This window comes from Micromonospora terminaliae, from assembly GCF_009671205.1.
GTDB lineage: Bacteria > Actinomycetota > Actinomycetes > Mycobacteriales > Micromonosporaceae > Micromonospora > Micromonospora terminaliae.
In genome coordinates, this window is the sequence record NZ_CP045309.1 from 2,460,015 (window position 1) to 2,485,674 (window position 25,660).

The 25,660-nt window shown below is 74.9% G+C and carries 26 protein-coding genes; 11 read left to right on the plus strand and 15 right to left on the minus strand.

Going from position 1 to position 25,660, the window contains the following annotated elements:
• Positions 1–2 precede the first annotated feature (2 nt).
• Positions 3–791: a polyprenol monophosphomannose synthase gene (locus GCE86_RS10870; RefSeq protein WP_154226833.1), complete on the plus strand. Its 789-nt coding sequence runs from the start codon at positions 3–5 to the stop codon at positions 789–791.
• Between the two features lie 54 nt (positions 792–845).
• Entirely contained in the window at positions 846–1,361 is a 516-nt protein-coding gene (locus GCE86_RS10875) for an FxsA family protein (RefSeq protein ID WP_154226834.1), read from the plus strand.
• A 69-nt stretch (positions 1,362–1,430) separates the two neighbouring features.
• On the opposite strand, the gene GCE86_RS10880 is transcribed toward GCE86_RS10875, so the two are convergent.
• On the minus strand, positions 1,431–1,772 hold the full coding sequence (locus GCE86_RS10880; protein WP_046564157.1) for an RNA polymerase-binding protein RbpA: 342 nt from the start codon (positions 1,770–1,772) through the stop codon (positions 1,431–1,433).
• 222 nt (positions 1,773–1,994) lie between these two features.
• Here GCE86_RS10880 and GCE86_RS10885 point away from each other — a divergent pair, with 222 nt between their 5' ends.
• The gene (locus tag GCE86_RS10885; RefSeq protein ID WP_154226835.1) at positions 1,995–3,476 is read left to right on the plus strand and encodes a peptide MFS transporter; all 1,482 of its coding nucleotides are present in this window, start codon (positions 1,995–1,997) and stop codon (positions 3,474–3,476) included.
• Positions 3,477–3,483: 7 nt separating this feature from the next.
• Here GCE86_RS10885 and GCE86_RS10890 read toward each other — a convergent pair whose 3' ends face one another.
• The 3 genes from GCE86_RS10890 to GCE86_RS10900 form a co-directional block, all read right to left on the minus strand.
• On the minus strand, positions 3,484–4,074 hold the full coding sequence (locus tag GCE86_RS10890) for a pyridoxamine 5'-phosphate oxidase family protein (RefSeq protein ID WP_154226836.1): 591 nt from the start codon (positions 4,072–4,074) through the stop codon (positions 3,484–3,486).
• Between the two features lie 82 nt (positions 4,075–4,156).
• The gene (locus GCE86_RS10895) at positions 4,157–5,296 is read right to left on the minus strand and encodes a hypothetical protein (RefSeq protein WP_154226837.1); all 1,140 of its coding nucleotides are present in this window, start codon (positions 5,294–5,296) and stop codon (positions 4,157–4,159) included.
• Positions 5,297–5,322: 26 nt separating this feature from the next.
• Positions 5,323–5,901, minus strand: coding sequence for an XRE family transcriptional regulator (locus GCE86_RS10900; protein ID WP_154226838.1), 579 nt, complete (start codon positions 5,899–5,901; stop codon positions 5,323–5,325).
• Positions 5,902–5,998: 97 nt separating this feature from the next.
• Between GCE86_RS10900 and GCE86_RS10905 the strand changes: the two genes are divergently transcribed.
• Complete coding sequence (locus GCE86_RS10905; protein WP_154226839.1) at positions 5,999–7,417, plus strand: MFS transporter; 1,419 nt, start codon at positions 5,999–6,001, stop codon at positions 7,415–7,417.
• On the opposite strand, the gene GCE86_RS10910 is transcribed toward GCE86_RS10905, so the two are convergent.
• Entirely contained in the window at positions 7,372–8,727 is a 1,356-nt protein-coding gene (locus GCE86_RS10910) for an MFS transporter (protein WP_154226840.1), read from the minus strand. The two genes, GCE86_RS10905 and GCE86_RS10910, sit on opposite strands and share 46 nt — an antisense overlap.
• A 69-nt stretch (positions 8,728–8,796) precedes the next feature.
• Between GCE86_RS10910 and GCE86_RS10915 the strand changes: the two genes are divergently transcribed.
• The 5 genes from GCE86_RS10915 to GCE86_RS10935 are packed head-to-tail and all read left to right on the plus strand — an operon-like array spanning position 8,797 to position 12,748.
• Entirely contained in the window at positions 8,797–9,447 is a 651-nt protein-coding gene (locus GCE86_RS10915) for a TetR/AcrR family transcriptional regulator (protein ID WP_239542650.1), read from the plus strand.
• A gap of 54 nt (positions 9,448–9,501) precedes the next feature.
• Positions 9,502–10,812, plus strand: a complete 1,311-nt coding sequence (locus GCE86_RS10920) for a flavin-containing monooxygenase (RefSeq protein WP_154226841.1) — start codon at positions 9,502–9,504, stop codon at positions 10,810–10,812.
• Positions 10,809–11,633: an SDR family NAD(P)-dependent oxidoreductase gene (locus tag GCE86_RS10925; RefSeq protein WP_208818087.1), complete on the plus strand. Its 825-nt coding sequence runs from the start codon at positions 10,809–10,811 to the stop codon at positions 11,631–11,633. The genes GCE86_RS10920 and GCE86_RS10925 overlap by 4 nt, the downstream gene beginning before the upstream one ends.
• Positions 11,634–11,642: 9 nt before the next feature.
• Positions 11,643–12,152, plus strand: a complete 510-nt coding sequence (locus tag GCE86_RS10930) for an NUDIX hydrolase (RefSeq protein ID WP_154226843.1) — start codon at positions 11,643–11,645, stop codon at positions 12,150–12,152.
• A gap of 47 nt (positions 12,153–12,199) precedes the next feature.
• Complete coding sequence (locus tag GCE86_RS10935; RefSeq protein WP_154226844.1) at positions 12,200–12,748, plus strand: GNAT family N-acetyltransferase; 549 nt, start codon at positions 12,200–12,202, stop codon at positions 12,746–12,748.
• A gap of 12 nt (positions 12,749–12,760) precedes the next feature.
• Here GCE86_RS10935 and GCE86_RS10940 read toward each other — a convergent pair whose 3' ends face one another.
• On the minus strand, positions 12,761–13,420 hold the full coding sequence (locus tag GCE86_RS10940; RefSeq protein WP_244317259.1) for a sulfite exporter TauE/SafE family protein: 660 nt from the start codon (positions 13,418–13,420) through the stop codon (positions 12,761–12,763).
• A gap of 53 nt (positions 13,421–13,473) precedes the next feature.
• Entirely contained in the window at positions 13,474–13,896 is a 423-nt protein-coding gene (locus GCE86_RS10945) for a YkvA family protein (protein WP_154226846.1), read from the minus strand.
• Positions 13,897–14,234: 338 nt separating this feature from the next.
• On the opposite strand from GCE86_RS10945, the gene GCE86_RS10950 reads away from it, so the two are divergent.
• On the plus strand, positions 14,235–14,822 hold the full coding sequence (locus GCE86_RS10950) for a DUF1062 domain-containing protein (RefSeq protein ID WP_244317260.1): 588 nt from the start codon (positions 14,235–14,237) through the stop codon (positions 14,820–14,822).
• Between the two features lie 117 nt (positions 14,823–14,939).
• Complete coding sequence (locus tag GCE86_RS10955; RefSeq protein ID WP_154226848.1) at positions 14,940–15,422, plus strand: DnaJ family domain-containing protein; 483 nt, start codon at positions 14,940–14,942, stop codon at positions 15,420–15,422.
• Between the two features lie 57 nt (positions 15,423–15,479).
• Here GCE86_RS10955 and GCE86_RS10960 read toward each other — a convergent pair whose 3' ends face one another.
• From GCE86_RS10960 to GCE86_RS10995, 8 genes are all read right to left on the minus strand, one after another.
• Positions 15,480–16,913 (minus strand): DHA2 family efflux MFS transporter permease subunit, encoded by a 1,434-nt coding sequence (locus tag GCE86_RS10960; protein WP_154226849.1) that lies wholly within the window; start codon positions 16,911–16,913, stop codon positions 15,480–15,482.
• Positions 16,914–16,988: 75 nt separating this feature from the next.
• Positions 16,989–17,573, minus strand: a complete 585-nt coding sequence (locus GCE86_RS10965; protein WP_154226850.1) for a TetR/AcrR family transcriptional regulator — start codon at positions 17,571–17,573, stop codon at positions 16,989–16,991.
• A gap of 41 nt (positions 17,574–17,614) precedes the next feature.
• Positions 17,615–18,076, minus strand: coding sequence for a DUF6069 family protein (locus tag GCE86_RS10970; RefSeq protein WP_154226851.1), 462 nt, complete (start codon positions 18,074–18,076; stop codon positions 17,615–17,617).
• Between the two features lie 57 nt (positions 18,077–18,133).
• Positions 18,134–19,132 carry an RNA polymerase subunit sigma-70 gene (locus GCE86_RS10975; protein ID WP_154226852.1) on the minus strand — a complete coding sequence of 333 codons (999 nt, stop codon included), beginning with the start codon at positions 19,130–19,132 and terminating at the stop codon, positions 18,134–18,136.
• A 64-nt stretch (positions 19,133–19,196) separates the two neighbouring features.
• Entirely contained in the window at positions 19,197–20,585 is a 1,389-nt protein-coding gene (locus GCE86_RS10980; protein WP_239542709.1) for an FAD-dependent monooxygenase, read from the minus strand.
• Between the two features lie 455 nt (positions 20,586–21,040).
• Complete coding sequence (locus GCE86_RS10985; RefSeq protein ID WP_154226853.1) at positions 21,041–21,520, minus strand: hypothetical protein; 480 nt, start codon at positions 21,518–21,520, stop codon at positions 21,041–21,043.
• A gap of 284 nt (positions 21,521–21,804) precedes the next feature.
• On the minus strand, positions 21,805–25,032 hold the full coding sequence (locus GCE86_RS10990; protein WP_154226854.1) for a glycosyltransferase: 3,228 nt from the start codon (positions 25,030–25,032) through the stop codon (positions 21,805–21,807).
• Positions 25,029–25,595 (minus strand): hypothetical protein, encoded by a 567-nt coding sequence (locus tag GCE86_RS10995; RefSeq protein ID WP_154226855.1) that lies wholly within the window; start codon positions 25,593–25,595, stop codon positions 25,029–25,031. Before GCE86_RS10995 ends, GCE86_RS10990 begins: the two co-directional genes overlap by 4 nt.
• Positions 25,596–25,660 lie beyond the last annotated feature (65 nt).

Here is a 25,660-nt window from a genome sequence, read left to right on the forward strand (position 1 = left end):
CGGTGGTCGTGGCAGCCGACAGGCGGACGGTCGGCCATCCCGGGGTGGGACGGGTCCTCGTGGTCATCCCCACCTACAACGAGGCCGACAACGTGCACCGGATCGTCGCCCGGGTGCGGGAGGCCGCGCCGGGGGTGGACGTCCTCGTCGCCGACGACAACAGCCCCGACGGCACCGGCGCCATCGCCGACGGCCTGGCCGGCGCCGACCCGCACGTGCACGTGCTGCACCGCCCCGGCAAGGACGGGCTCGGCGCGGCCTACCTGGCCGGTTTCGCGTGGGCCCGGGAGCGCGGCTACGACGCCGTGGTGGAGATGGACGCCGACGGCTCGCACGCCCCCGAGGACCTGCCGGCGCTGCTGGACGCCGCCCGCGACGCCGACGTGGTGATCGGCTCCCGGTGGACCCGCGGGGCGCGGGTGCTGAACTGGCCGCTGCGGCGGCTGCTGCTGTCCCGCGCCGGCAACCTGTACGCGCGGCTCGCGCTGGGCGTGCCGGTCTCCGACGCCACCGGCGGCTACCGGGTGTACCGGGCGGCCGCGCTGGACGCCATCGACCTGGCCTCGGTGCGTTCCCAGGGGTACGCATTCCAGGTGGAGCTGTCCCGGTTGGCGCACCGCGCCGGGGTGCGCATGGTCGAGGTGCCGATCACGTTCGCCGAGCGGGAGCACGGCGACAGCAAGATGAGCCCGCTGATCGTGGCCGAGGCGCTGTGGCGGATCACCACCTGGGGAGTGCGGGACCGGCGAGCCGCGGCGCGCCGCCCCGACGCGCTGGCCCGCTGGCCGTGAGCGCGGGCGTGTCATGCTGGAGGGGCGTGATGACACCCGGGCGGATGAGGTGAGATGCGCCGAGGACTGAGGTACGTACCACCGGCCCTGCTGCTGCTCGCGCTGCTGGAGCTGGCCGTTTTCATCCTGGTGGGCCGCGGCGTCGGGTTCGGGTTCGCGGTGCTGCTGGTGTTCGCGGCCTCGCTGCTGGGCCTGGTGCTGCTGCGCCGGGAGGGCATGCGGGCCTGGCGCGGCTTCCGGGCCGCCGCGGAGTCCGGTCAGCCGCCGGGCCGGCAGGTCACCGACGGCCTGGTGGGGCTGCTGGGCGCGCTGCTGCTGGCGCTGCCCGGCCTGGTCAGCGGCGTGGCGGGGCTGCTGTTGCTGGTGCCGCCGGTGCGGCGCCTCGCCGGCGCCGGGGTGCGCCGGGCCACCGAGCGCCGGGTGTCGTCGATGGTCGCCGGTGACCTGTTCGGGCCGCGCCGGGTGCGGGTGCGCCGGGGTGCGCCGCAGCCCACCCCGGCCCCGCAGCAGCCGCCGGTGACCGAGCCGGGCCGGGCCATCGAGGGGGAGATCATCGAACCCGGCCGGTGAGGAACCGGACAGACATGACGAAGCGCCCCCGGGGTGATCCCGGGGGCGCTTCGTCGTCGTTACGGGTGCTCAGGCGCGACCGCGGCGGGTGCGGACCTCCTGGAGCCGCTCGGCGAGGATGTCCTCCAGCTCGGCGATCGAGCGCCGCTCCAGCAGCATGTCCCAGTGCGTGCGCGGCGGCTTGGCCTTCTTCTGCTCGGGCTCGCTGCCGTCGACCAGGCGGGCGACGCTGCCGTCGAACTTGCACTCCCAGGTCGTCGGGACCTCGGCGTCGACGGCGAACGGCACCTCGAACTGGTGCCCCTTCGCGCAGAGGTACTCGCGGGTCTGACGCGGCGCGAGCTCCGTGTTGCGGTCGGATTCGTAGCTGACTGCGCCCAGCCGGCTACCGCGCAGCATACGCTCGCCCATGATCGACTTCCCCTCGTTCGTGGTGCTCGTCTTCAGGTGTAACGGCCCGTCACCGCCGGCCCATTCCCGGCCACGCCGAAGGCCCGGCGCGGGGTCGGGATCCTCAAGGGTAGCCGGTCATGACAGCTGCCCGGCGGGGTCGTCCCCGGCCGGGCCGAATCGGTGGAGTGTTTCGACTGTCAACGGGGATGTTAGCCGCCTCCACGTCCTGCGGAGGTGACGATGACCGGTGACGCGCCGGCCGAGGTGCGACCGCCCGGCGGGAAGACCTTCTTCGGTCACCCGCGCGCGCTGTCCACCCTGTTCCTCACCGAGATGTGGGAGCGGTTCAGCTTCTACGGCATGCGGGCCATCCTCGTGCTGTACCTGACCGCGGCGGTCGCCGACGAGGGGCTGGGCATCGGGGAGTCCACCGCCAACGCCGTCTACGGCACCTACAACGCCATGGTCTACCTCATGGCGCTGCCCGGCGGGTGGGTGGCCGACCGGCTCATCGGCGCGCGCCGCAGCGTGCTCTGGGGTGGCGTGGTCATCGCGGCCGGGCATTACGTGATGGCCGTCCCGGCCCGGTGGACGGTGTTCGCCGGCATGACGCTCATCGTGCTCGGCACCGGCCTGCTCAAGCCGAACATCTCGACCATGGTCGGCGACCTGTACGACCGGGACTCGCCCCGCCGCGACGCCGGCTTCTCGATCTTCTACATGGGCATCAACCTCGGTGGGTTCATCGCCCCGCTGGTCACCGGCTTCCTCGGCGAGAAGATCAACTGGCACCTGGGTTTCGGCGCCGCCGCCATCGGCATGACCTTCGGCGTGATCCAGTACGTGCTCGGCCGGCGCAACCTCGGCGACGCCGGCGCCCGCCCGGCCGACCCGCTGCTCGGCGCCGACCGCCGGCGGGCGCTGACCCGCATCGCCGTGGTCACCGTGGTGGTGCTCGTGGTGCTGGCCGTGCTCGCCCTGATCGGCCTGTTCACCGTCGACACCGTGGTGAACCTGCTCACCCTGGTCACCGTCCTGGTCACCATCGCCTACTTCACCCGGATCCTCACCGACCGGGAGATCAGCGGCACCGAGCGCAGCCGCATGAAGGCGTACGTGTGGCTGTTCGTCTTCGCGGCCGCGTTCTGGCTGATCTACGACCAGGCCGGGTCGGTGCTGAACATCTTCGCCGAGGACCAGACCGACCGGAACGTGGGCGGCTTCACCTTCCCGGCGTCCTGGCTCCAGTCGGTGAACCCGATCCTGATCATCATCGGGGCGCCGCTGGCCGCCGCCCTGTGGCTGAAGCTCGGCCACCGGGTCTCCACGCCGATGAAATTCGCCGTCGGCCTGGTGCTCAACGGCCTGTCGTTCGTGCTGATGGCCGCCGCCGCGCGGGCCGCCGTCGGCGGCGACCTGGTCTCCCCGTGGTGGCTGGTCGCCGTGTACGCGATCCAGGTCGCCGGCGAGCTGTCGCTGAGCCCGGTGGGCCTGTCGGCCACCACGAAGCTGGCCCCGGTGAAGTACGCCAGCCAGATGCTGGGCCTGTGGTTCCTCGCCACCGCCGTCGGCGACGCGATCGGCGGCCAGGTCGCCCGGCTCGCCGACCGCTGGTCCGAGTCGACCTACTTCCTGACCTTCGGCCTGGCCTCGGTGGTGTTCGGGCTCGCCGCGGTGATGTTCACCCGCCAGATCCGGCACCTCATGGCCGGCATCCACTGACCGGGAGTCACCCGGCCGGGGTGGGCGGCAGGGGCAGCGGCAGGCCGGGCAGCCCGTCGATGCTGGTGGCCACGTGCTCCTTGCCCGCGAAGTACCGGCTCAGCGACTCGTCGTCCTCGCGGGCGAACCGCCGCCCGTGCAGGTCGCGGTCGGCCTCGTAGGTCATCAGCGGCACGGCGTAGCCGCAGGTGTCGCGGACCAGCTCGGCGTGGACCACGATGATCGCCCGCAGGCCGTGCGGGCCCGGGTCGATGCCGGGGAAGTGGCCCAGCAGCTGCGGCCAGCGCGGGTCGTCGCGGAACACCGGCTCGCCCCGGCCGTGCACCCGGACGATGTTCGGCGGGCCGTCGAACGCGCACCACATCAGCGTGATGCGGCCGTTCTCCCGCAGGTGCGCGACGGTCTCGGCGTTGCTGCCGGCGAAGTCCAGATAGGCGACCGTCAGCTCGTCGAGCACCGCGAAGGAGCCCCGCAGACCCTTGGGGGAGAGGTTGATGGTGCCGTCGCCCGCGAGGGGAGCGGTGGCCGTGAAGAACATCGGCTGCGCCTCGATGAAGGTGCGCAGCCGGCCGTCGATGCGTGCGTACGTCTTACCCACACCCTGATCATGCTCGCCGGCGGCGACCTCCCACCGCCCCGTACCGGCCCGTCCCAGCCCGTGGCCGCCCGCGACGATCCCGTCAGCCGGTGCGGGAGCCCAGCCGGGCCAGTGCGCTGGCCAGGTCGCTGACCTGGTCGGCGAGCTGACCGGCCCGCCGCTGGGCGGCGTCGCGGTCGGTCTCGGCGGCGGCCAGCCGTGCCGCCAGCTCGGCGAGCCGGGCCTCGACGGCGGCGGTGGCCTGCCGCGCGGCCGCCAGGTCCGCGGCGAGGGCGTCCCGCTCCTGTCGGGCGGCCGCGGCCGCCGCGAGCGCCTCCGCCCGGCCGGCCTCGGCCCGCTCCCGGGCGGCCTGCGCCTGCGCGGCCTCCTCGCGCGCCTGCGCGGCCTCCTCGCGCGCCTGCGCGGCCCCCTCACGTGCCTGCTCGCCGGCCCGCCGCGCCTGCTCGGCCTCCGCGCGGGCAAGACTGGCCTCGGCGCGGGCCCGGTCGGCCTCGGCGCGCAGGCCCTCGGCCCGATCCAGGGCCTCACCCGCCGAGCGGGTGGCCCGCTCCGCGTCGGCCCGGGCGGCGTCCCGTTCGGCGGTCAGGTCGGCGACCCGCCGGCGCTCACCGTCGCGTTCGGTCCGCACCGTACGCAGCTCGAGGCGCGCGGCGTCGCGGTCCCGCTCGGCCTGCACCCGCAGCGCCTGCGCCGCTCCGGCCTCACCCCGCGCCTCGTCCCGGGCCGCCTCGGCGAGCCGGGCCCGCTCGGCGGCCGCGGCGGACGCCGTCTCGGCCCGGTCGGCCCGCTCCCGGGCGGTGTCGCGTTCGGCCAGCGCCGCCTGCGCCTCGTGGCGGGCCCGGGCGGCCGCCGCGGCGGCGTCCTCGGCGTCCCGGCGGGCCTCGTCGCGGGCGGTGTGCGCCGCCGCGACCTGGGCGGCCGTCTCGGCGCGCACCTCGGCGAGCTGGCGCTCCACCCCGGCCGGGGACAGCTCGGCGTGCAGCGTCTCGGTGAGGGTCTCCACGATCTGGTCGAGCCGGTCGACCGCCTCCCAGGTGCGGGCCACCTGCCCGGGCAGGCCGGGGGCGTTGCGGTGGCGCATCCGGGAGTTGCGCGAGGCCCGCTGGCAGGCACCGTCGTTGTCGCGGCAGTACCGGAAGGGGCGGCCCGCGCCGGCGCGCTGCGGCACGTCCCGTCCACAGTGGGCGCAGGGGCGGGTCTCGGGGGCGGGCTGGGCGTCCATCGGCGGCGAAGTCTAGTTGCCGCGGGTCACGACGGCGTCGACGGCCCGGTGCGGACGACGGCCTGGTCGCCGTGGGGCCCGAACAGGTGCAGGATCTCGACGGTGTCCGCGCCGGCCGGGCCGAACCAGTGCGGCTCGCCGGTGTCGAACTCGGCGACCTCGCCGGGGGAGAGGGTGAACTCGCGGTCACCGAGGACGAGGCGGAGCCGGCCGGCGAGGACGTAGAGCCATTCGTAGCCGGCGTGGGTGACGAGACTCGGCTCGCGCGGCGCGAGGACCTGCTTGAAGACCTGGACCCGCCCCGGATACTGGGTCAGCGGCACGACCACGCCGCCGCGGCGCCGCCGGTGGGGTCGCAGGTGGACGCGGGGGTCGCCGGTGGCCGGCGCCGCCACCAGTTGGTCCAGCGCGACGCGGTGGGCGCGGGCCAGCGGGATCAGCAGCTCCAGGGTGGGACGGCGCTGTCCCGACTCGAGCCGGGACAGCTTGCTCACCGAGATGCCGGTCTGCGCCGCCAGGGCCTCCAGCGTGAGCTTGCGGTCGCGGCGCAGCGCGCGCAGCCGGGGCCCGATGCCGTCGAGGAGTTCCGCGAGGTCCGCTTCCATGCTCGCCATCTTTGCGGTTTCCGCAAAAGTGCTGGGGCCGGGGGTCCGTCCGGCCCGAGCATGGCGGGCAGGCTCCCCGACCCTGGAGTGTGAGCGGATGGCCACGACATCCCTGACGGCGCGAGCCGACCTGACCGTGCGCCGACGGTGGGCGGTCCTGGCGATCTGCGCGCTGAGCATGTTGCTGGTCGGCCTGGACACCACGATCGTCAACGTCGGCCTGCCCGCGATCGGCCACGGGCTGGGGGTGGGCACCCGGAGTCTGGAATGGGTGGTGGACGCCTACACCGTGGCGGTGGCCAGCCTGCTGATCTCCTCGGGTGCGCTGGCCGACCGGCTGGGCCGGCGCCGGGTCTTCCGCTGCGGCCTGCTCGTCTTCGGCGCCGCGTCGCTGGCGTGCGCCGTCGCGCCGTCGCTCGGCGCGCTCGTCGCGGCGCGCGCCGTGCAGGGGATCGGCGCGTCGATGCTCAGCCCGGTGGCCCTCGCGATCGTGGTGAACGTGATGCCCGATCCGCGGGAGCGGGCGCAGGCCATCGGGATCTGGGCGTCCGTGTTCGGGCTGAGCATGGCGGCCGGACCGGTCGCCGGCGGCGCGCTCATCGGGGCGTTCGGTTGGCGGTCGGTGTTCTGGATCAACGTCCCGGTGGTGGTGGCCGCGCTCGTGCTGAGCGCGCTGTTCGTACCGGAGTCCCGGGCGGCGCGGGCCCGGCGGCTCGACCTGCCCGGCCAGGTTCTCCTCACCCTCGTGGTGTGCGTCAGCGTCGCCGTGCTCATCGAGGGTCCGCGCGTCGGCTGGTCGTCACCGGCGGCCTGGGGTGCTTACCTGGTCGCCGCCGCGGCCACGGCCAGTTTCGTGGCGGTCGAACGGCGTCGCCCCGAGCCCCTCATGGAGCTGGGACTGTTCCGGCGGCCGGCGTTCACCACGGCGGTGCTGGGCGCGGTGGCCGTGTTCGTCGCGCTCACCGTCAGCCTGCTGCTCACCACGCTGTACCTGCAGCACGGACACGGCTGGACCCCGCTCGCCGCGGGGAGCGCCACCCTGCCCCTGGCGCTGGGCGCGACGGTCTGCGCGCCGCTGTCGGGCCGGCTGGCGGGTCGTTACGGGGCGCGCCGCCCCCTCCTGCTCGCCGGCACGTTCCTCACCCTCGGCGGCCTCACCCTGGTCGGCCTGCGCCCCGACCCGGATCCGCGGCAACTCGTGCCGGCCTACCTGCTCATCGGCATCGGCTTCGGTTTCGCCAACGCGCCCATCACCAACACGGCGGTGAGCGGCCTGCCGCCGGCCCGCGCGGGCGTCGCCGGGGCGATCACCTCCACCGCCCGGCAGCTCGGCTCGGCCATCGGCATCGCCGTCGCCGGAGGGCTCGTCGCCGGGGTCGGCCCGGCGGGCCTGGCCCGCGCGTCCCGCCCGGGGTGGCTCCTGGTCGCGGCGTGCGGCGTGTTCCTCTTCGTCGTCGCGCGCGCCGCGCGTCACGCGCCGGCGACGTCGGCGCGGGCCGTGTCGTCGAGGGTGTAGCGGCGTTGCAGCAGCACGGCGACCACCATCACGGCGGCGGGCAGCAGGCCGAAGCCGTACCGGATGGCCGCCAGCGCACCCGGCGACTGGGTGACCGCCTGCCCGGCGGCGGAGGCCACGAAGCCCCCGGCGGCCAGGCAGAGCGCGTAGGCGTAGGGGCCGAGCGCCGCGCCGGTGGCCTCGGTGGCGGTCCACACCCCCGTGTACGTGCCGGCCCGGTCGGTCCCGGAGGCGCGGATGACGTCGGGCAGCATCGAGAAGGGCAGCAGCTGCATCCCGGCGAACGCCACCCCGAGCACCGCCACGGCGGCCACCAGCACGGGCAGCCCGGCCGGCCGGCCGACGGCCAGCACCACCGCGCCGGCGGCGAAGGCGAGCTGCGCGGCGAGCAGCGCACGTTGCTTGCCGACCCGCCGGGCCACCGCGAGCCAGGCCGGGGTGACCAGCAGCGCCGGCGCGACGAACGCGGCGACCAGCACCGTGGTGAGCTTCGGGCGGCCCAGCTCGTACTCGGCGTAGTAGGGCACCCCGGCGAGCACCAGGTGGGTGGTGGTCGACATGGCCAGGTACGCGCCGACCAGCGAGCGGAACTGCCGGTCGCGCAGGCTCGCCGCCAGGGCCCGCCACCCGCCCGCCTGATGCGGCGGCGCCGGCACGGCCGCGGCGCGGCGCAGCCGGTCGATCCCGGCGACGCCGACCGCCATGGCAGCGAGCATCCCCACCGCGAGCAGCGCCGCCATCCGCAGGTAGCCGCCACGGGTGGCGTCGTCACCGCCGGCCAGCAGCGGCGCGAGCAGCCCGGAGACCAGGATGCCGAGGGTGAGCACCACCATCCGGAAGGCCATGAGCCGGGTCCGCTCGTGGTAGCCGATCCGCAGGTCCGCCGGGGTGGCCAGGTAGGGCACCTGGTACGCGGCGAAGAGCAGGTTCCCGGCGACGAAGAACACCGCGACCCAGGCCGCGGCGGACGCGCCGCTCAGCCCGCCGGGCACCGCGAACAGCGCGGCGAACGCCAGCGGCAGGGCGCAGCCGGCCAGCAGCAGCCGCCGCCGGTGGCCACGGTGGGCCTGCTCGACGTCGCAGCGGTGCCCGATCCAGGGGTGCAGGAGCACGTCGGCGATCTTCGGCAGCAGCAGCGCCAGGCCCGCCAGCCACGGGGCGACCGCGAGGACGTCGGTGAGGAAGTAGAGCAGCAGCAGCCCGGGCACGGTGACCCAGACGCCCATGCCGAGCGAGCCGGCGGCGAAGCCGGCCAGCGGGCCGCGCGGCAGGGCGGCACCGGACCGCCGCCGCTCGTCGAGCCCGGTCATGGCCGCCTCCTCCCGGGGCACGCCGCCCCAATCCAACGGATGCTGGATTGTAGGGGGAACAATGGCGGGATGACCATGCCCCGCCGCCGACCCGGCCGGCCCCGCCGCGACGACCAGCGGCCCACCCGCGACCTGGTGCTCGCCGCCGCCACCGCGCTCTTCGCCGAGCGGGGCTTCGACGCGGTCGGCCTGCGCGACGTCGCCGCCGCGGCGGGCGTCGACGTGGCCACCGTCGCCCACCACACGGGTACGAAGGCGCAGCTCTACGACGCCTGCTTCGCCCGGGTCTTCGCCGCCGAACGGGAGGTCCTCGAGGCGGCCGGTGAGCGCGCCCGGGCGGCCCTCGCCACCGGGCCGGCCGACGCGCTGCGCGCGCTGCACGACCTCGTCGACGTGTTCGTCGACTTCCTCGAGGACCGGCCGGAGACCACGGCGCTGTGGCTGCGCCGCTGGCTGGAGCCGCACCGGCACGCCGACCTCGACCAGCGCTACGCGGCCCCGCTGTACGCGCTGGTGGAGGAGTTGCTGGCCGCCGCCGCGGCGGGCGGGGCGCTGGTCGAGCCGGCCCCGCACGTCACCGTCCGCAGCCTGGTCTGGGCCGTGCACGGGCACGTGGTGGCCCTCGCCGCGCAGCAGGGCTCCGGCGCCCGGGAGCGGCGCGAGTTCCGGGGGTTCGTGCACCGCTTCCTCGACGGGCTGTACCCGCCGGCCACCCCTTGACGGGCCGCCGCCCGCCGGGGATTATCCAGCGGTCGTTGGATTAAGGAGGCAGGCATGGCGGCACCACCCCGGGTGGCGGTCATCGGCGCGGGAGCGGCCGGACTGGCCACCCTCAAGGCGCTGGCCGACGCCGGCGTGCCGGCCGTCGCGTTCGAGACCGCCGACACCGTCGGCGGCCTGTGGGTGTACGGGTCGCCCGGCTCGCCCGCGTACCGGACGCTGCACCTGAACACCAGCAAGGGGCGCACCCAGTTCGCCGACCACCCGATGCCGGCGGACTGGCCCGACTACCCCGACCACACGCGCATCGCCGGGTACCTGGCCGACTACGCCGACCGGTTCGGGCTGCGCGACGCCGTACGGCTGCGGCACACCGTCGAGCGGGTCAGCGCGGCCGACGGCGGCTGGACCGTGCACGCCACCGGACCCGACGGGCCCGTCCGCCTCGACGTCGAGGCGGTGGTGGTCGCCAACGGGCACAACCGGGTGCCGAAGCGGCCGGACCCGTACCCGGGCGAGTGCACCGCCGAGCAGCTGCACAGCCACGACTACCGGGGGCCGGAGCAGCTCGCCGGGCGGCGGGTGCTGGTCGTCGGCGGCGGCAACTCCGCCATGGACATCGCCGTGGACGCCTCGTACGCGGCCATGCGCACCCTGCTGTCACTGCGGCGCGGCGTCTGGGTGGTGCCCAAGTACCTGCTCGGCCGCCCCTCCGACACCCTCAACGGGGCACTGGCCCGCCGGCTGCCGTGGCGGCTGCGGCAGCGGATCAGCCAGACCATGCTGACCGCCACCGTCGGCCCACCGGACCGGTACGGGCTGCCCGCCCCCGCCCACGGCTTCCTCCAGGACCACCCCACGCTGTCCGACGGGCTGCTGTCCCGGCTCACCCACGGCGACATCCAGGCCCGCCCCGGCATCGCCCGGTTCGCCGGCGACCGCGTCGAGTTCACCGACGGCCGCGCCGACGAGGTGGACCTCGTGGTCTGGTGCACCGGCTACCGGGTCGAGGTCCCCTTCCTCGACCCCGGCCTGCTCGGCGACGGCGCCGACCGGCTGCCGCTCTACCGGCACGTGTTCCACCTGGACGCCCCCGGCCTGGCCTTCGTCGGGCTCATGCAGTCCACCGGCGCGGCGTTCCCGCTGGTCGAGGCCCAGGCCCGGCTCGTCGCCGGCGCGCTCGCCGGCACCTGGGTGCCGCCGGACCGCGATCGGCAGGCGGCCGCCAGCCGCGCCGAACTGCGCGTCGCCACCGCCCGGTGGGGGCAGCGCCGGCCACACATGCGGGTCGACTTCGACGCGTACCTGGCCGAGCTGGAGCGGGAGCTGGCCGCCGGGCGGCGCCGGGCGGAGGTGCGGCGGTGAGCGGGCTGGCCGGACGGCGGGTGCTGGTCACCGGCGCGCAGGGCACCTTCGGGCGGCACCTGTGCGCCGCGCTGACCGGAGCGGGCGCCCGCGTCGTCGGGCTCGACCTGCGCCCCGACGAGCACGGTGAGGTGCCGGTGCTCGGCTGCGACCTGACCGACCCGGCCGCCGTGCCGGCCGCGGTGGCCTCCGCCGTGGACCGGCTCGGCGGGCTGGACCTGCTGGTCAACAACGCCGGCGTCGGCGGGCCCGCCCCGGCCGAGCTGCCGCCCGACGAGGTGGTCCGCCGGCAGCTGGAGGTCAACCTGCTGGCCGCCTGGCGTACCACGGCGGCGGCGCTGCCCGCCCTGGAGGCCGCGCGCGGCCGGGTGGTCTTCGTGGCCAGCCGGATGGCCGTGCTGCCGCTGCCCCTCGCGGCCGCGTACGGGGTGAGCAAGCGGGCCCTCGTGGCGTACGCCGACGCGCTGCGCCACGAGGTCGGCACCCACGTCGGGGTCAGCGTCGTCTACCCGAGCATGGTCGCCTCACCGATCCACGACAGCACCGCCGAGGCCGGGCTGTCACTGAGCGGGGTGTCCCGGCTGGAGCCCGTCGAGGGCGTCGTCGCGGCGATCCTGCGCGCCGCCACGGCCCGCCGGGCGCCCCGGGACGTGGCCACCACCGGGCGGGGACGGGTCGAGCTGGCCCTGGCCCGGCACGCGCCGGCGCTGGCCGACCGGCTGGTACGCCGTACCGTCGCGGGTCGGTTGGCCGCCGGGGACCTGGACGCCGCGCCGCTGGCCGCCGGCATGGTGCGGCGGCACCGGGAGGGCCGCCGGTAGGGTGCCGCCATGCCTGTCTCGCCCTACATCGCGCGGATGCGCAAGCACATCGGATCCGAGCTGCTCATGCTCTACGGGGTCAGCGCCGTGGTGACCGACGGGGCCGGGCGGGTGCTGCTGGCCCGCCGCGGCGACAACGGCCGCTGGTCGGTGCCGGCCGGCACCGTCGACCCGGGCGAGCAGCCGGCCGACGCGCTGGTGCGCGAGGTCTACGAGGAGACCGGCATCGAGGTCGAGATCGAACGGCTCGGCGGGGTGGCGACGCACCCGGTGGTCTACCCCAACGGGGACGCCTGCGAGTACCTCAACGTCTGGTTCCGTTGCCGGGCCGTCGGCGGCGAGCCCACCGCCGACGGGGACGAGTCCCTCGCGGTCGGCTGGTTCGCGCCCGACGAGCTGCCCGAGCTGGACGACTGGTCCCGCCTGCGGATCGACACGGCGCTGCGCGCGGACCCGCAGCCCTGGTACGCCGCGCCGGGCGAGCACCACCCCGCCCTGCACCGGCCGGACAACCTGTGAGCGCCCAGGGGGTGGCGACGGCGCCGTGACGCGCCCACACTACCGGGATGCCGATCGTGCTCCACGCCGCCGCGACCCCCTCTGCCCCCGGCCTGCTGCTGCGGCCGTGGCGCGACGACGACGCCGAGGCGCTGCTGGCCGCCTACCGGGACCCGGTGCTGCGCAACTGGACCCGGTACCCGGTGACCACGAGGGCGGAGGCCAGGGCGTTCCTGCGCCGCAGCCGGCAGGGCTGGGCGGCCGGCCGCCGGTTCAGCTTCGCGGTGCTGGAACCCGCCGACGACGGGGAGCGGCTGGTGGCCAACGTGGTGCTCAAGGAGGTCACGCCCGGCCGGCCGGCCGCCGAGGTGGGCTACTGGACGGCGGCGCCGGCCCGCGGGCGCGGGGTCGCCCCGCGGGCCGTGGAGGCGGTCACCGGCTGGGCGTTCGCCCGCTTCGGCGCGGGCGGCCTGACCCGCCTGGAACTGCTGCACCAGGTGGACAACCCGGCCTCCTGCCGGGTGGCGGAGAAGAGCGGGTACGCCTTCGCCGAGGTCCTGCCGGCCCGGCCGCCGTTCCCGCGCGACGGCCACCGCCACGTCCGCCTGCTGCCCTGAGCCCGGACACGCTCAGCGGCCGGCCAGGAAGAGCAGGGCGGCCGCGACCAGTCCCGCCTCCACCAGGGCGACGAACGCGCGGTCGCTGATCCGCCCGACGATCCGTCGCCCCACCCACGCGCCGGCCAGGGTGGCCGGCGTCAGCGCCGCGCCGAGCAGCAGCACCCGCCGGTCGAGGAGTCCCGCCCCGGCGTAACCGGCGGTCTTGGCCAGGTGCAGGGTGAGCGCGGCGGCCGCCTCGGTGCCCACGTACGCGGCCCGGGTCAGCCCGTAGGCCAGGAAGAACGGCGCGGTCAGCGGGCCGACCGAGCCGAGCAGCGCCGACCCGAGCCCGGACACCGCGCCCACCGCCACGAAGGTCCGCGCGCCGGGCCGTCCGGGTGGCCGGCCGAGGCGACGCCAGGCCACCACGCCCAGCAGGAACACCCCGAGCAGCCGCTTCAGGGCGAACAGCGGCGCGTGCGCCAGCAGCGGCGCACCGGCCAGGGCGAACGGCACCGCGCCGAGCGCGAACCGGCCGGCGAGCTGCGGGTGCAGCTCGCGCCGGTTGAGCCAGACCCGCGCGGCGTTGCTGGCCAGCTGGGTGAGGGTGAGCACGGGCACCGCCACCCGGAGCCCGAACAGCGCGGTGAAGACCGGCAGCAACAACACCCCGCCACCGAAGCCGGTCACCGCGGACAGCACGGCCAGCAGGAACGCCGCGGCCGAGGCCGCCAGCAGGCCGCTCAGCGCTCGCGCCCCTCGGCGGCCGGCTCGGCGGGCGCCGGGCCAAGCAGGCGCAGCAGCAGCCGGGGCTCGCCCGGCCAGGCGTCGAGCAGCACCTGCCGCGGCACCTGCCGGCCGGCGTAGCGCAGCGCGAGCGCCACCACCACGATGTCGTCCAGTGGGCCGATGACCGGCAGGAACTCCGGGATGAGGTCGATCGGGCTGGCCAGCCAGAGCCCCGCGAACACGATCGCGGCCTTGGCCCGCCGCGGCACCCGCGGGTCGCGGCGCAACCGGCGCACGGTGGTCAGGCAGTCCGGGATGAAGGCCGCCAGGTCGCGCAGGATGCCCGGCGGCAGCCGTCGCGCCAGCAGCACGAGCAGCGCCCAGCTGGCCAGCAGGCAGGCCACCGCGATTCCGAGGCCGATGAGCCAGTGACGCACGCCGGTGGTCCCTCCCGCACGGGTACGGGCCGCCCGCCGGCCCACCAGGAATGTACGCCGGTACCTGAGGTCCCGTCGTAAACCGTTTGAGCCTTCCGCCGGCGCCCCGTAGGTTTCCCGCAACCCCGTGGCACTGAGGACAGAGGACAAAACCACGTGACCCCGCCTGCTCTCTAGACCTGACACCTTTTTCCGCTCACCGGTAGCCGACGCTCCCGTCGGTTCCGCCGGGCTGCCTCCGCGCGCCCGGTCGTACAGCGCTTGAGGCCGCGCGTGATCGGCCTCGTGTCAGGTCTAGAGATCAGGTCTAGCGAGTCATGTCTTCATCACCTCATACCGTGCTGCCCTGGGTCGTCCGCCGGACCCGCCTGCCCCTGCTGTCGTTGCGGTGCGTGGACTGCCGGTCGGAGTCGGCGACCACCGGTAACGGCAGGTTCCGCGTCAACGCCAACGGCAAGCTGCTCGACGTGTGGCTGCTGGTCCGCTGCGTGTCCTGCGACCGCACGAGCAAGCTCCCCGTGCACGAGCGGGCGACCGTCAGGTCCATCGACCCGCAGGAGCTGCACGGCTACCACGTCAACGACCCGGACCTGGTGGCGGCCCGGCTGCTGGATCCGCTGCTCGCCCGGCGCCACCACTTCGCCCTGGACTGGACGGGGGCCTGGCGGCTGGACGCCCCTCCGGCACCGCTCGACGGGGCGTGGCCGGTGCGGGTGGAGGTCGCCTTCGAGGATCCGGTGCCGGTGCGCCCGGAACGGCTCATCGCGCACGGGCTCGGCCTCAGCAGGAACGAGGTGCTGCGCCGGATCAAGTGCGACATCTCGCTGCGCCGTCCGACGAGTACCGGATTCACCTTCACCGTGACGGCCGGGGACCAGCCGGGCGGGCCACCCGGCCCGCCCGGCTCCACCCCTGGAACCTGCTGATACCGGACACACGGAGCCTCCGGGTCGCTCTACCTCAACCCGGGGAACAGCCGGGTCCCGATTGGCGCTGAACCGGGTCGGTGACCGGCCGATACGGTGGAAACGGAGGTGACGGCGGTGACGACAGGCTGGGAGGCCGCGGTCGAGGCGCAGATCCGCTCGGCCCAGGAGCGCGGCGAGTTCGACAACCTGCCGGGGGCGGGCAAGCCGATCCCGGGCCGTGACCTGCCCTACGACGAGGGCTGGTGGATCCGCAGCTTCCTGGAACGCGAACAGCTGCCGGGCGACCTCCTGCTGCCCACGCCGCTGCAACTGCGCCGCCGTATCGAGAAGCTCTCCGCCGAGGTCCGTGACCTGCCCACCGAAGACTCGGTGCGGGCGTACGTGGCGGCCCTCAACGCGGAGGTGGTGGCCTGGCTGCGCACCCCCACGGGCCCGCGCGTGGTGGTGCGCCCGGTGAACGCCGACGACACGGTCCGCGACTGGCGCGCCGCCCGGGAACGGGCCGCCGCCGAGCGGGTGACCGCCGCCGCGGAGCCGGCACCCCCGACGACCACGCCGACCCCCGGTCGCCGATGGTGGCCCTGGCGCCCCCGCTGATGCGCCGCCGCCGGGGGACCACCACCCCCGAGCCGGTGGTCCCCCGGCGGCGACCGCTCAGGCCGGCCCCACGCCGGGACGCGGCGCCCGGGTCACCGGCAGCAGCAGCGCGGGCAGCGCCGCCAGCAGCGTGAACCCGAGCACCCACCAGAACGTCGCCCCGAACGCGGCCGCCCGACCGGCCGCGTCGGCCTGCCCGGCCAGCTGCCGCTGGAGCACCACGGCCAGCACCGCCCCGCCGAACGCGCCGCCGAGCTGCTGGAAGATCCGGATGGCGCTGGTCGCCCGGGGGATCGCCGACGCCGGCAGCCCCCGGTACGGGCCGGCCAGCACCGGCACCACGGTGGCCCCCATGCCGACGCCGCTTATCACCAGCGCGGCGGCGAGCAGCGGCTGCGCCGTGTCCGCCGCCACCTGCGTGTACGTGAGCGTGCCGGCGGCGGCCACCATCAGCCCGACCAGCACGACGGGCCGCGGCCCGATCCGGTCGGTGAGCCGCCCGGCCGCCACGAGCCCCAGCGCCATGCCCACCCCCTGCGGAGCCAGCAGGAGCCCGGCCGCGAGGGCGGACGCACCCCGTACCTGCTGCTGGTAGAGCGGCAGCAGGATGATCGCCCCGAACAGGGCGACACCGGAGAGGAACACGACCGCCGCGCAGGCCGCGAACGTCCGGTCGGCCAGCAGCCGCAGGTCGATCAGCGGCTCGCGCCGGGTCCGCAGCGCGTGCCCGGCGAACCCGGCCAGCAGCAGGCCGCCGAGCCCCACGGCGACCAGCACCGCCGGGGCGTCGAACCGGCCGTGCCGGCCGGCCTCGGCCAGGCCGTAGACGACGGCGGCGCAGCCGGGCGGCAGCAGCGCCAGCCCGGTGAGGTCCAGCGGTGCGGCGGTCGCCGGCCGGTCGTCGGGCACCGCCCGCCGGGCCAGGAGCAGCCCGGCCAGGCCGACCGGCAGGTTGACGAAGAAGATCCACCGCCAGCCCAGGTCGTCGACGATCAGGCCACCGAGGACCGGCCCGAGGACGGGGCCGAGCATGGCGGGTACGCCGATGGCGGCCATCACCCGCCCCATCCGGTCCGGGCCGGCGGCACGGGCCAGGATGGTCTGCGCCAGCGGTACGAGCATGCCGCCGCCCGCGCCCTGCACGATCCGGAATGTGATCAGGCTGCCCGCGGACCAGGCCAGCCCGGACAGCAGGGAACCCAGCAGGAACCCGGTGAGGCTGATGGTCCAGAGCGCGCGGGTGCCGAACCGGTCGGTGGCCCATCCGGTCAGCGGGATCACCGCGGTCATCGCCAGCAGGTAGCCGGTGCCGACCCACTGGACGGTCGGCAGCGTCGTGTCGAACTCCCGGAGCAGGGTGTGCACCGCGACGTTGGTCATGGTGGCGTCGAGTTGCACGGCGAGCGCGCCGAGCATGATCACGCCGACCAGGCGGCGCAGCGCCGGTGACATCCCGGACGCCGGAGCGGGCGGCTCCACGGTGCGGTCCATCGGGTCCTCCTCGGTTCTGCGGTAAATGCTTACTGCGCCGGCTGGGCTTCCGCGTCCAGTCGGTGGTGCGCTGGTTCAGCGGCCGGACACCGGCCCGGTCATGCCGTCGAGCAACTGCCCGACCACCCGGTCCCGCAGCTCCGGGCTGCCCGCCTCGGCGGCGAACGGGGGAGCGAACACCTGCAACGCCACGAGCGCGCCCATCGCGGTCGCGTACGCCACCTCGAACGGGCAGTCGGCGCGGAAGACGCCCTCCTCCTGGCCGCGCTCGTAGAGGTCCCGGATCGCCGCGGGCAACTGGTCGGCGGTGGGCAGGGACAGGGCGCCCGACCCGCTCAGCGACTCGTGCAGCATGAGCGCCAGCAGCCGGGGGCGGGCCCGCAGCACCTCGTAGAAGCCGCTGAAGGCGGCACGCATGCCGGCGTACGGGTCGAGAGCCGCGGCGCGGTCGAGCACCGGCGCCCAGGCGGCGGCCAGGCCCGCCCGCTGTTCGTCGACGACGGCCGCGTAGAGGCCCTCCTTGCTGCCGAAGTGGTGGTAGATCATGCGCTCGTTCACCCCGGCGCGCCGGACCACGGCCTGCACCCGGGTGCCGTGCAGCCCGGTGCGGGCGAACTCCTCCGCCGCGGCGTCGAGCAGGGCGGTCCGGCTGTCACTCATGTAGTAAGTGTTTACCGAAGGACCGGCCGGACCGCAACCCGTCACCCGCTCCGGGTACGGAGGCTCCGCGCCAGGGTCGGGATCATGATCGCGGCCGGGACGAGGTGCAGCACGAGGAGGGCGGCGGTGGTGGCGGTGTCCGCCCCGGCGACGAGGGGCGGGACCAGCGAGATAGTGGTCAGTGACGCCGCCGTCCACACGAATCGCCCGGCCGGGCGAGCGCTCCAGCGAAGCAGGGCGCCGGCGATCACGATGCCCACGACCGAGAAGAACCCGGTCACCACGGCGAACCCGGGCAGCGGGATCGCCTCGCCGCCGTCGGGGATCTCGAAGTCGACGCCGACGGCCCGGGCGAGCGCCGCGGCGAGGGTGGTGGCCACCATCGCCGCGAGCGTGGCGGCGAGGCCGGTCACGGCGAGGCCGGTGACGGCGAGCCGGCGGGTGGCGCTGTTCCGAACCGGTGCCGGGCGTGCGGCGACCCCGGTGTCATCCATGCGGTTCATGTCGTTCCTCCGTGATTCGGTCGCTGGCGAACGGGACCAGGTCGCTGGCCTACGGGACTACTCGGTGCCGTCCGCCGGCAGCCGCTCCGGCAGCCCGAGGCGGGGGAACTGGTCGTTGTGGAAGATGACGATCTCGCTGATCGCGCCGCCGGTGATCCGCAGGACGTCGATGGTCAGCGGCAGGTAGGCACCCGCCCGCTCCTGCCAGAGGTAGTAGGCGACGGCGGGCTGCCGGTTCACGGAGGTGGGGACGGCCCGCAGGCGCCCCAGGTCCGTGAACCCGTCCGCGACCCAGTCGTCCACGACGGCGTCGCGGCCGACGTGCAGGCCCGGCGTGGGCGGCATCGAGCAGCGGACGTCGTCGCGCAGCATCGCGGCGAGCCGGTCGATGTCCGTGGCCAGGCTGGCGTCGGTGAAGCGGCGTACCAGCTCGCGCGTCCCGGCGTCCTCCTCGCCGCCGGTCCAGTCCTGCCGCTCGGCGGGCAGGTGCTCCCGCATGCCGGCGCGGGCCCGTTGCAGGGCGCTGTTCACCGAGTTCACGGAGTCCCCGAGGAGCTCCGCGACGTCCTTCGCCGGCCAGCCGAGCACGTCCCGCAGGATCAGCACGGCCCGTGGGCGCGGCGCGAGGTGCTGGACCGCGACCAGGTACGCCAGCTCGATCGTCTCCCGCGCGACGGCGACGGTCTCCGGCTCGTCCGCCGCGCCGGCGGGCAGCTCGTCGAGCAGCCGGTCGGGGTAGGGCTGCAGCCACGGCACCTCGCCGCCGGTCGCGGGCTCCGGGCGGCACGTGGCGAGCCGGTCCAGGCAGGCGTTGGTGGCGATCCGGTACAGCCAGGCCCGGAACGTCGACCGCCCCTCGAAGGTCTCCCGCCGCCGCCAGGCCCGGAGGAACGTCTCCTGCACGGTGTCCTCGGCGTCCTCGAAGGACCCGAGCATCCGGTAGCAGTGCACGTGCAGCTCCCGCCGGTGCCGCTGCGCCAGCCCCGAGAACGCCGGCTCGTCGACCTCGCCCAGACCGCTCACGCCCAGCTCCCTCAGCCGTGTGTCCGTACCCATCACGTCATCCTTCCGCCTCGTCGTGTCCCGTCAGAGGTATGACGGGTGCGGGCGCGACAACTCATCACCGCGCCCGGTGGGGCTCGCCGAACCAGCGGGAAAGGTGGTCGTCCAGGTCGTGCTGATCGTCGCCGATCCAGGCGACGTGGCCGTCGGGCCGGAGCAGCAGGCAGGGCACCTCCAGTGCCGCGGCCGGGTCCCCGAGGTGATCGACCCGGTCCGACCAGCCGCCGACGGTCAGCCGTCCGGTGCGGTCCAGCAGCAGGCCGCGGCCGCGGTGCAGCAGACCGTAGAGGTTGCCCTGTTCCAGGTCGACGTCGGGCAGGCGGCGGCCGAGCAGGTCGGGGCCCGGGCCGAAGTCGTAGCGGATGCCGGTTCCGGTGATCTTCTCGAGGAGATGGCGGTTCACCACGTCGAAGTCCATCAGTTCGGTGAGCAGCCGGCGCACGGCCTGCGGGCCCGGTTCGGTGGAGAGCAGTTCCATCTGTGCGCGGGTGTTGTCCAGGACGTCCGCGGCGACCGGACGACGTTCGGCCTGGTAGGTGTCCAGCAATGTCTCCGGCGCCCAGCCGCGGATCTGCGCGGCCAGTTTCCAGCCGAGGTTGAATGCGTCCTGTACGCCGAGGTTGAGGCCCTGCCCGCCGATGGGTGGATGGATGTGTGCCGCGTCGCCGGCCAGCAGCACCCGCCCCACCCGATAGCGGTCGGCCAGCCGTGTGGCGTCCCCGAAGCGGGACAGCCAGCGCGGGGAGTGCACGCCGAAATCGGTTCCGGCGATGGCGCGCAGCCCGTGCCGGAAATCCTCGAGTGTGGGCGGTACCGCGCGGTCGCTGACTCCCGGCGCGGGGACCACGACGCTGTAGACCCCTCCGCCGAAGGGCCGGAGCCAGAATCGCGCCTGGATCCCGCGGAGTTCGGCGGCCTTGGCGGCGATCTCCTCCGGCGGCACACCGACCTCCATCTCGCCCATCAGCGTCTCGGTCCGCGAGGGCTCGCCGGGGAAGCCGACGCCGAGCAGTTTGCGTACCGTGCTGCGCGCGCCGTCACAGCCGACGAGGTACCGCGCACGCAGCCGTTCCCCGTCGGCCAGCTCGACGGTCACACCGTCGTCGTCCTGCGCGAGACCGGCGACCGCGGCGCCGTGCCGGACCTGCGCGCCCAGTTCGAGCGCATGGTCTTCGAGCAGCTGGACGATGACCGGCTGCGGGATGCCCAGCAGATAGGCGTACGGCGAATCCGGGCCCTCGGGCGCGGGCTTGTTGATGGCGGCGAAGAAGCCGGCGGCCGGGCGCTGTCTCCCACGTTCGCGGACGCGCTCCAGCAGCCCGCGCATCGCCAGCAGCTCGATACTGCGGATGTGCAGGCCGACGATGCGGATGAACGACGCGGGCTCGGTTTCCTGCTCCAGGACGAGGACCCGTACGTCGTGCAGCCGCAGTTCGGCGGCCAGCATCGCGCCGGTCGGCCCGCAGCCGGCGATGATCACGTCGTACGCGAGGGGCGCCCGGCCCGCGCCGGAGGTTGGCGACGGTTCGGCGGTGAACTGCAGAGAGCGCACAGGTGTTGCCTTTCGGGAGTGCCTTGACGGCGCTCCCGGCGACACCTAGGTCGATCGCCCGGCCGTGACGGGAAGGGGGAGCACCCACATCGGTACAGCGGTCATGGGTCTCACCTCCTCGGGCGGTGTCACGGGCATCTGCAAGTTACAAGTCCCGGCGTCGCCGGTCCAGTCTCTTTTCACCGCCCCCTCAGCAACGGATTACCTGATTACCGGTAACGCCAATCCGATAATCAAGACGGACAAAACGCACATAGCGGTGGCACACCATAATGACAGTTATGTGCGTATGGGATGAGCCTGAGGCGGCCGCCTACGCCTGACGGCTCGCCCGGGCCGCGGCGACGGGTTCACTGGCCCAGGCGGCAGTGTGGCAGCGAGTGGGACGGCGCCCTCCGGGCGCGGGCGTTGTTCTCGGCGAGCGCCACGTCGAGGAACGCCCCGACACCGACCTCGGTGGCGTCGGCGAGCCGGGCGATGAGCAGCAGCCGCCGCCGCAGCGCCTCCGGCTCGGCGCTGTGCGCCGGTCGCCGGCCGCCGGGGTACGGCGACGCCCGGCGCGGCCGGGCCGCCGTGCCGGCGGGCTCGTTGTCGTCGAGCTGGGCCGCCAGCAGCGGCCAGACGTCCTGGCCCTCCGGGTCGAGCTCCTCGACGAGGAGCGCGGCGGTGTCGCCGAGGACGTGGTACGCCCACGGGTGCGGCAGCCGGGCCAGCCGGTCGACCGCGGCGTCGACGCCGGCCAGGTCCGACTCGTCGGCCGCCCGCACCCCGGTCACCACGGCGTTCCACAGCTCCTGTTCCGCCGGGGTCGGCGGGTGCCACATCGCCATCTTCGCTCCGCTTCTGACCTGCGAGGGGTCCGGCGTCGTGAGTTCCGCGGCGGCCGGTGTGCCGCCCGGGTCGGGGGTGGCCGGCACGGGCCCGTAGGAGGGCGAGACCCGTGCCGGCCGCGGTGATCACCCCAATCACCGCCTTCGCGCCGCCGCGGGCGGCCGGCCCGCGGTGACGTGTCTCCGGTGGCGGGCGGACCCCGGTCGGGGCGCCCGCCATCATGCGTCAAGTATGCGACAAATTGGACGAGTTATTACGATTCGAATGTTCGTGTCGCACGTGTTCACGTCCTCACGGTGGTCGGTTCGCGCTCCACGGTGGTGGGACGCGCCAGGGGCGGGTGCCCCGCCTGCTGCGCAGCCGTACGCCGGGGCCAGGGCAGCAGTCGTGGTGGGCGCCGGGCGCTGAGGTCCTCGATCCAGCCGAGGGCCAGCACCAGGCCGATGATCAGCACGAGGGCCATCGCCAGGTAACCCACCTGGCCGAGCCGCCAGAGGCCGATGCGGTCGCCCACGGCGAAGCAGACGGCGATGGCGGCGTTGTGCCAGAGGTAGATGGTCAGCGCACGGCTGTTCAGGGCGGTCACCAGCCGGTCCAGCGGCCGTACCCGGGACAGCCAGCCCATCGGCGGCGCGAAGCGCAGCAGCACCAGCACGAACCCGAGCGACCAGAACGCCTGCGCCACCGGGATGTCGTTGAGATCGGGGCCCGCACCGGGATGCGTGACCAGCCAGCCGACCGCCACCCCCAGGCAGAGCACCGCCAGGCCCAGCAGCGCCGGCAGCCGGATCCGCCCCAGCCGGCGGTCGTGGTGGGCGAAGCCCACCAGCCAGCAGGCGGCGAACGTGACCAGGTCGGTCAGTACCGACTCCACCGGCCCGTCGAACCCGGGCGCCGCGGTCTGGAGCAGCACCACGCCGGCCAGCGGCACGGCCACCGACCACAGCGGCCACCGCCGGTGCAGCGCCACCATCGCGGGGGAGAGCAGCACCAGCCAGAGGTACGTCACCAGGTACCAGAGCACTCCGGTCACGTCCGCCGCCCACTGGCTGCCCGGCGGCTGCACCAGTGGCACCGCCCAGCTCAGCAGCGCCGGCCAGGCGGGCCGGTCGGACCAGCCGTGCCAGATCATCAGCGGCAGGAGCACGAGGGCCAGGGCCCACAGTCCCGGCAGCAGGCGGCGCAGCCGGCCGCTGACCGCCCGCTCCGGCGTACGGTCCAGGGAGCGGGCCATCAGCGCGCCGCCGAGGGCGAACATCACCCCCATGGCCGGGAACGCGAAGCTCAGCCAGGCGGCGCCGAACATGTGGTACGCGATGACCCGGCCGAGCGCGAGGGCTCGCAGCGTGTCGAACCAGCGGTCCCGGCCCGGCCGCGCCCCGCCGCCCGGCGGCACGGATGCCTTCTCGGCCACCTCACCGGCCCGCTTGACCCGGCGCCAGCCCAGCCGCGCCCCGGTCAGTGCGGTGACCATGGACCGGGCCAGCACCAGGTACATGAGCTGGCGGTAGGCGAACTGCTGGATGGGCAGGGCGAGCAGCGGGCGCAGCGGCTCCCGGTCCAGTTTGAAGGCGACCGCCGCGGTGAGCAGCTGGATGGCCAGCATGACCAGCCAGGCCACCGCCGTCTTCGTGGTGTCCAGGAAGAACAGTCCGTAGACGGCGAGCAGGTCGAGCACGGGCCCGAGCAGCGGGAGCAGCACCCCGAACAGGGCGAGCATGGGCAGCCCGAAGCGGCCGAAGCGGGCCCCGGCCCCGCGGTCGCGCACGGCGCCACGGTGCTTCCACATGGACTGGAGGGTGCCGTAGCTCCAGCGGTAGCGCTGCCGCCACAGGTCGCCCACCGAGGCGGGCGCCTCCGTCCAGGCCCGGGCCCGGTCCTGGTACACCACGCGCCAGCCGGCGCGCAGGACCGCCATGGTGACGTCGGTGTCCTCGGCCAGGGTGTCGCCGCTCATCCCGCCGACCTCGGTCAGCGCGCGCCGGCGGAAGGCGCCGATCGCGCCGGGCACGGTGGGGATGCAGCCGAGCTTCTCGTAGAACCGGCGGTCCAGGCTGAAACCGATGACGTACTCGATGTGCTGCCACTGGCCGAGCAGCCGGTGCCGGTTGGCGACCTTGACGTTGCCGGCCACCGCGCCGATGCGCGGGTCGGTGAACGGTTCGACGAGCCGCCGGATCGCGTCCGGCTCGAACACGGTGTCCGCGTCGACGGTGACGATGATCTCGTGCGAGGCGTACAGGAGTCCGGTGTTGAGGGCGGTCGCCTTGCCGCCGTTGGGTTTGCGGATCACCCGGACGCCGGGCAGGCCGAGGGAGTCGACGAGGTCGGCGGTGCCGTCGGTCGAGCCGTCGTCGACGACGATCACCTCGATGCCGTGGTGGTCGTTGGCGACCAGGGACCGGACGGTGGCGACGATGCCGGCCCGCTCGTTGTATGCGGGAACGATGACCGAGACCGGCGAGGTGGTCACCCCCCAGGGCCAGCGGTGCGCCCGCCGGCGCCGGGCCAGCCGGCGGGCCAGCAGGAGCAGCAGCAGCGTACGGGTCAGCATGAGCAGCCCGACGACCACGAAGAGCAGGGCGAGGCCGCGCAGGATCCCGTCGGCCAGCCGGATCGCCCAGGTGAGCGGGGCGGCCCGCCAGCGGTCCGCGGTGGAGGCCGGGAGGTTGCCGGCGTACGCGGCCGCCTCCGGCCGGGCCCGGTTCACGCCGCCGCTGATCGTGGTGAAGGTGTAGCCGCGGGAGCGCATCAGCGGGATGTACCGGTCCAGGGCCGCGAGGGTCTGCGCGCGGTCCCCGCCGGCGTCGTGCAGCAGCACCACGGCGCCCGCGTCGCCGGTCGGCGTCAGGTTCCGCACGATGGTGTCGACGCCCGGCCGGGCCCAGTCCTCGCCGTCGAGGTCGTTGACCACGGTCAGGTAGCCCTGCCCGGCGGCCCGCCGGATCACCGGCCAGTTGGCGTCGTCGACGGCGCTGGGCACCGACGAGTAGGGGAAGCGCAGCAGGCTGGTGCGGACCCCGGTGGCGTGCACGATGGCCATCTGGGTCTGCGCGTACTCCATGCGCTGCCGCCAGGCGGGCAGCAGGCTGACGTCGGGGTGGGTGAAGGTGTGCACGCCCAGTTCATGGCCCTCGGTCACGACGCGGCGGGCCAGGTCCGGGTGGCGGGCCACCTCCGACCCGATGACGAAGAAGGTGGCCGGGGCGTGGTGCCGGCGCAGCAGGTCGAGGACCCGGGGGGTCCAGGTCGGGTCGGGACCGTCGTCGAAGGTGAGGGCGATGGCCCGCGGGGGCATCCGGTAGGTGCGGGGTTGGTCTCCCCGCGCGTCGAGCAGTGGGCCGCCGCCCAGGATCTCGCTGGGCACGGTGACCTGGTCCTCGGCCTCGCGGACGTGGTCGGGGCGGAAGCTGGCGTTCGCGTACGCCTCGACCAGCAGCACGGACCCGACGACCAGGGCCAGCGAGGCGACGACGAACCGGCCGGCGGTGCGACGCTTCGGAAGGGTCATCCGACGACCCCCGGGGCGGTGCCGGGCTCGGTGGTCGTGGACGGTGTCGGGGTGACCGGCGGCGTCCGGTCCTCCGGCGGCGCCGGGTCCGCCGGCGTCGGCGTCGGCGACGTGGTGGGGGTGGGCCGCTCGCTCGGCGGCGCAGCGACCGGGGGCGGGTCGATCGGCCGCGGTTCCGGACGCTCGTTGCTGGCCGAGCGTTGCACGGCGGCCGGTGCCCGTCGCGGGTCCGCGGTCTTCGTCGACCGTGGAGCCGGCGACGACTGGGTCGGCGCGGGCGAGAGGGCGACGAGGGGTGGGCGGGTGGCTCCGCCGCTCGGGGCGCCGCCGACGGAGACCGGGCCGGGCAGCAGTGGCGTCGCGGGGCCCGGGAGCAGGGCGGCGGCGGCCATCGGCAGGTAGCTCAGCGAGGCCACCGCGACGAGGACGCCCGCGCGCCGGATCCGGTGCTGGCGGGCGCCCGTGGCGTCGACGAAGACCGGTCGATCGCGTCGGGGCGGGACGGTGGTGACGGGAGGATGCGGGCGGCCGGGGAGCGCGTCGAAAGAGATGCGAGAAGCCACCGGCTGAGGCTATTGGGGAGCTTGTGAGTGTATGTCCCGATTCAAAAGTGAGGGCAACGGCCGAC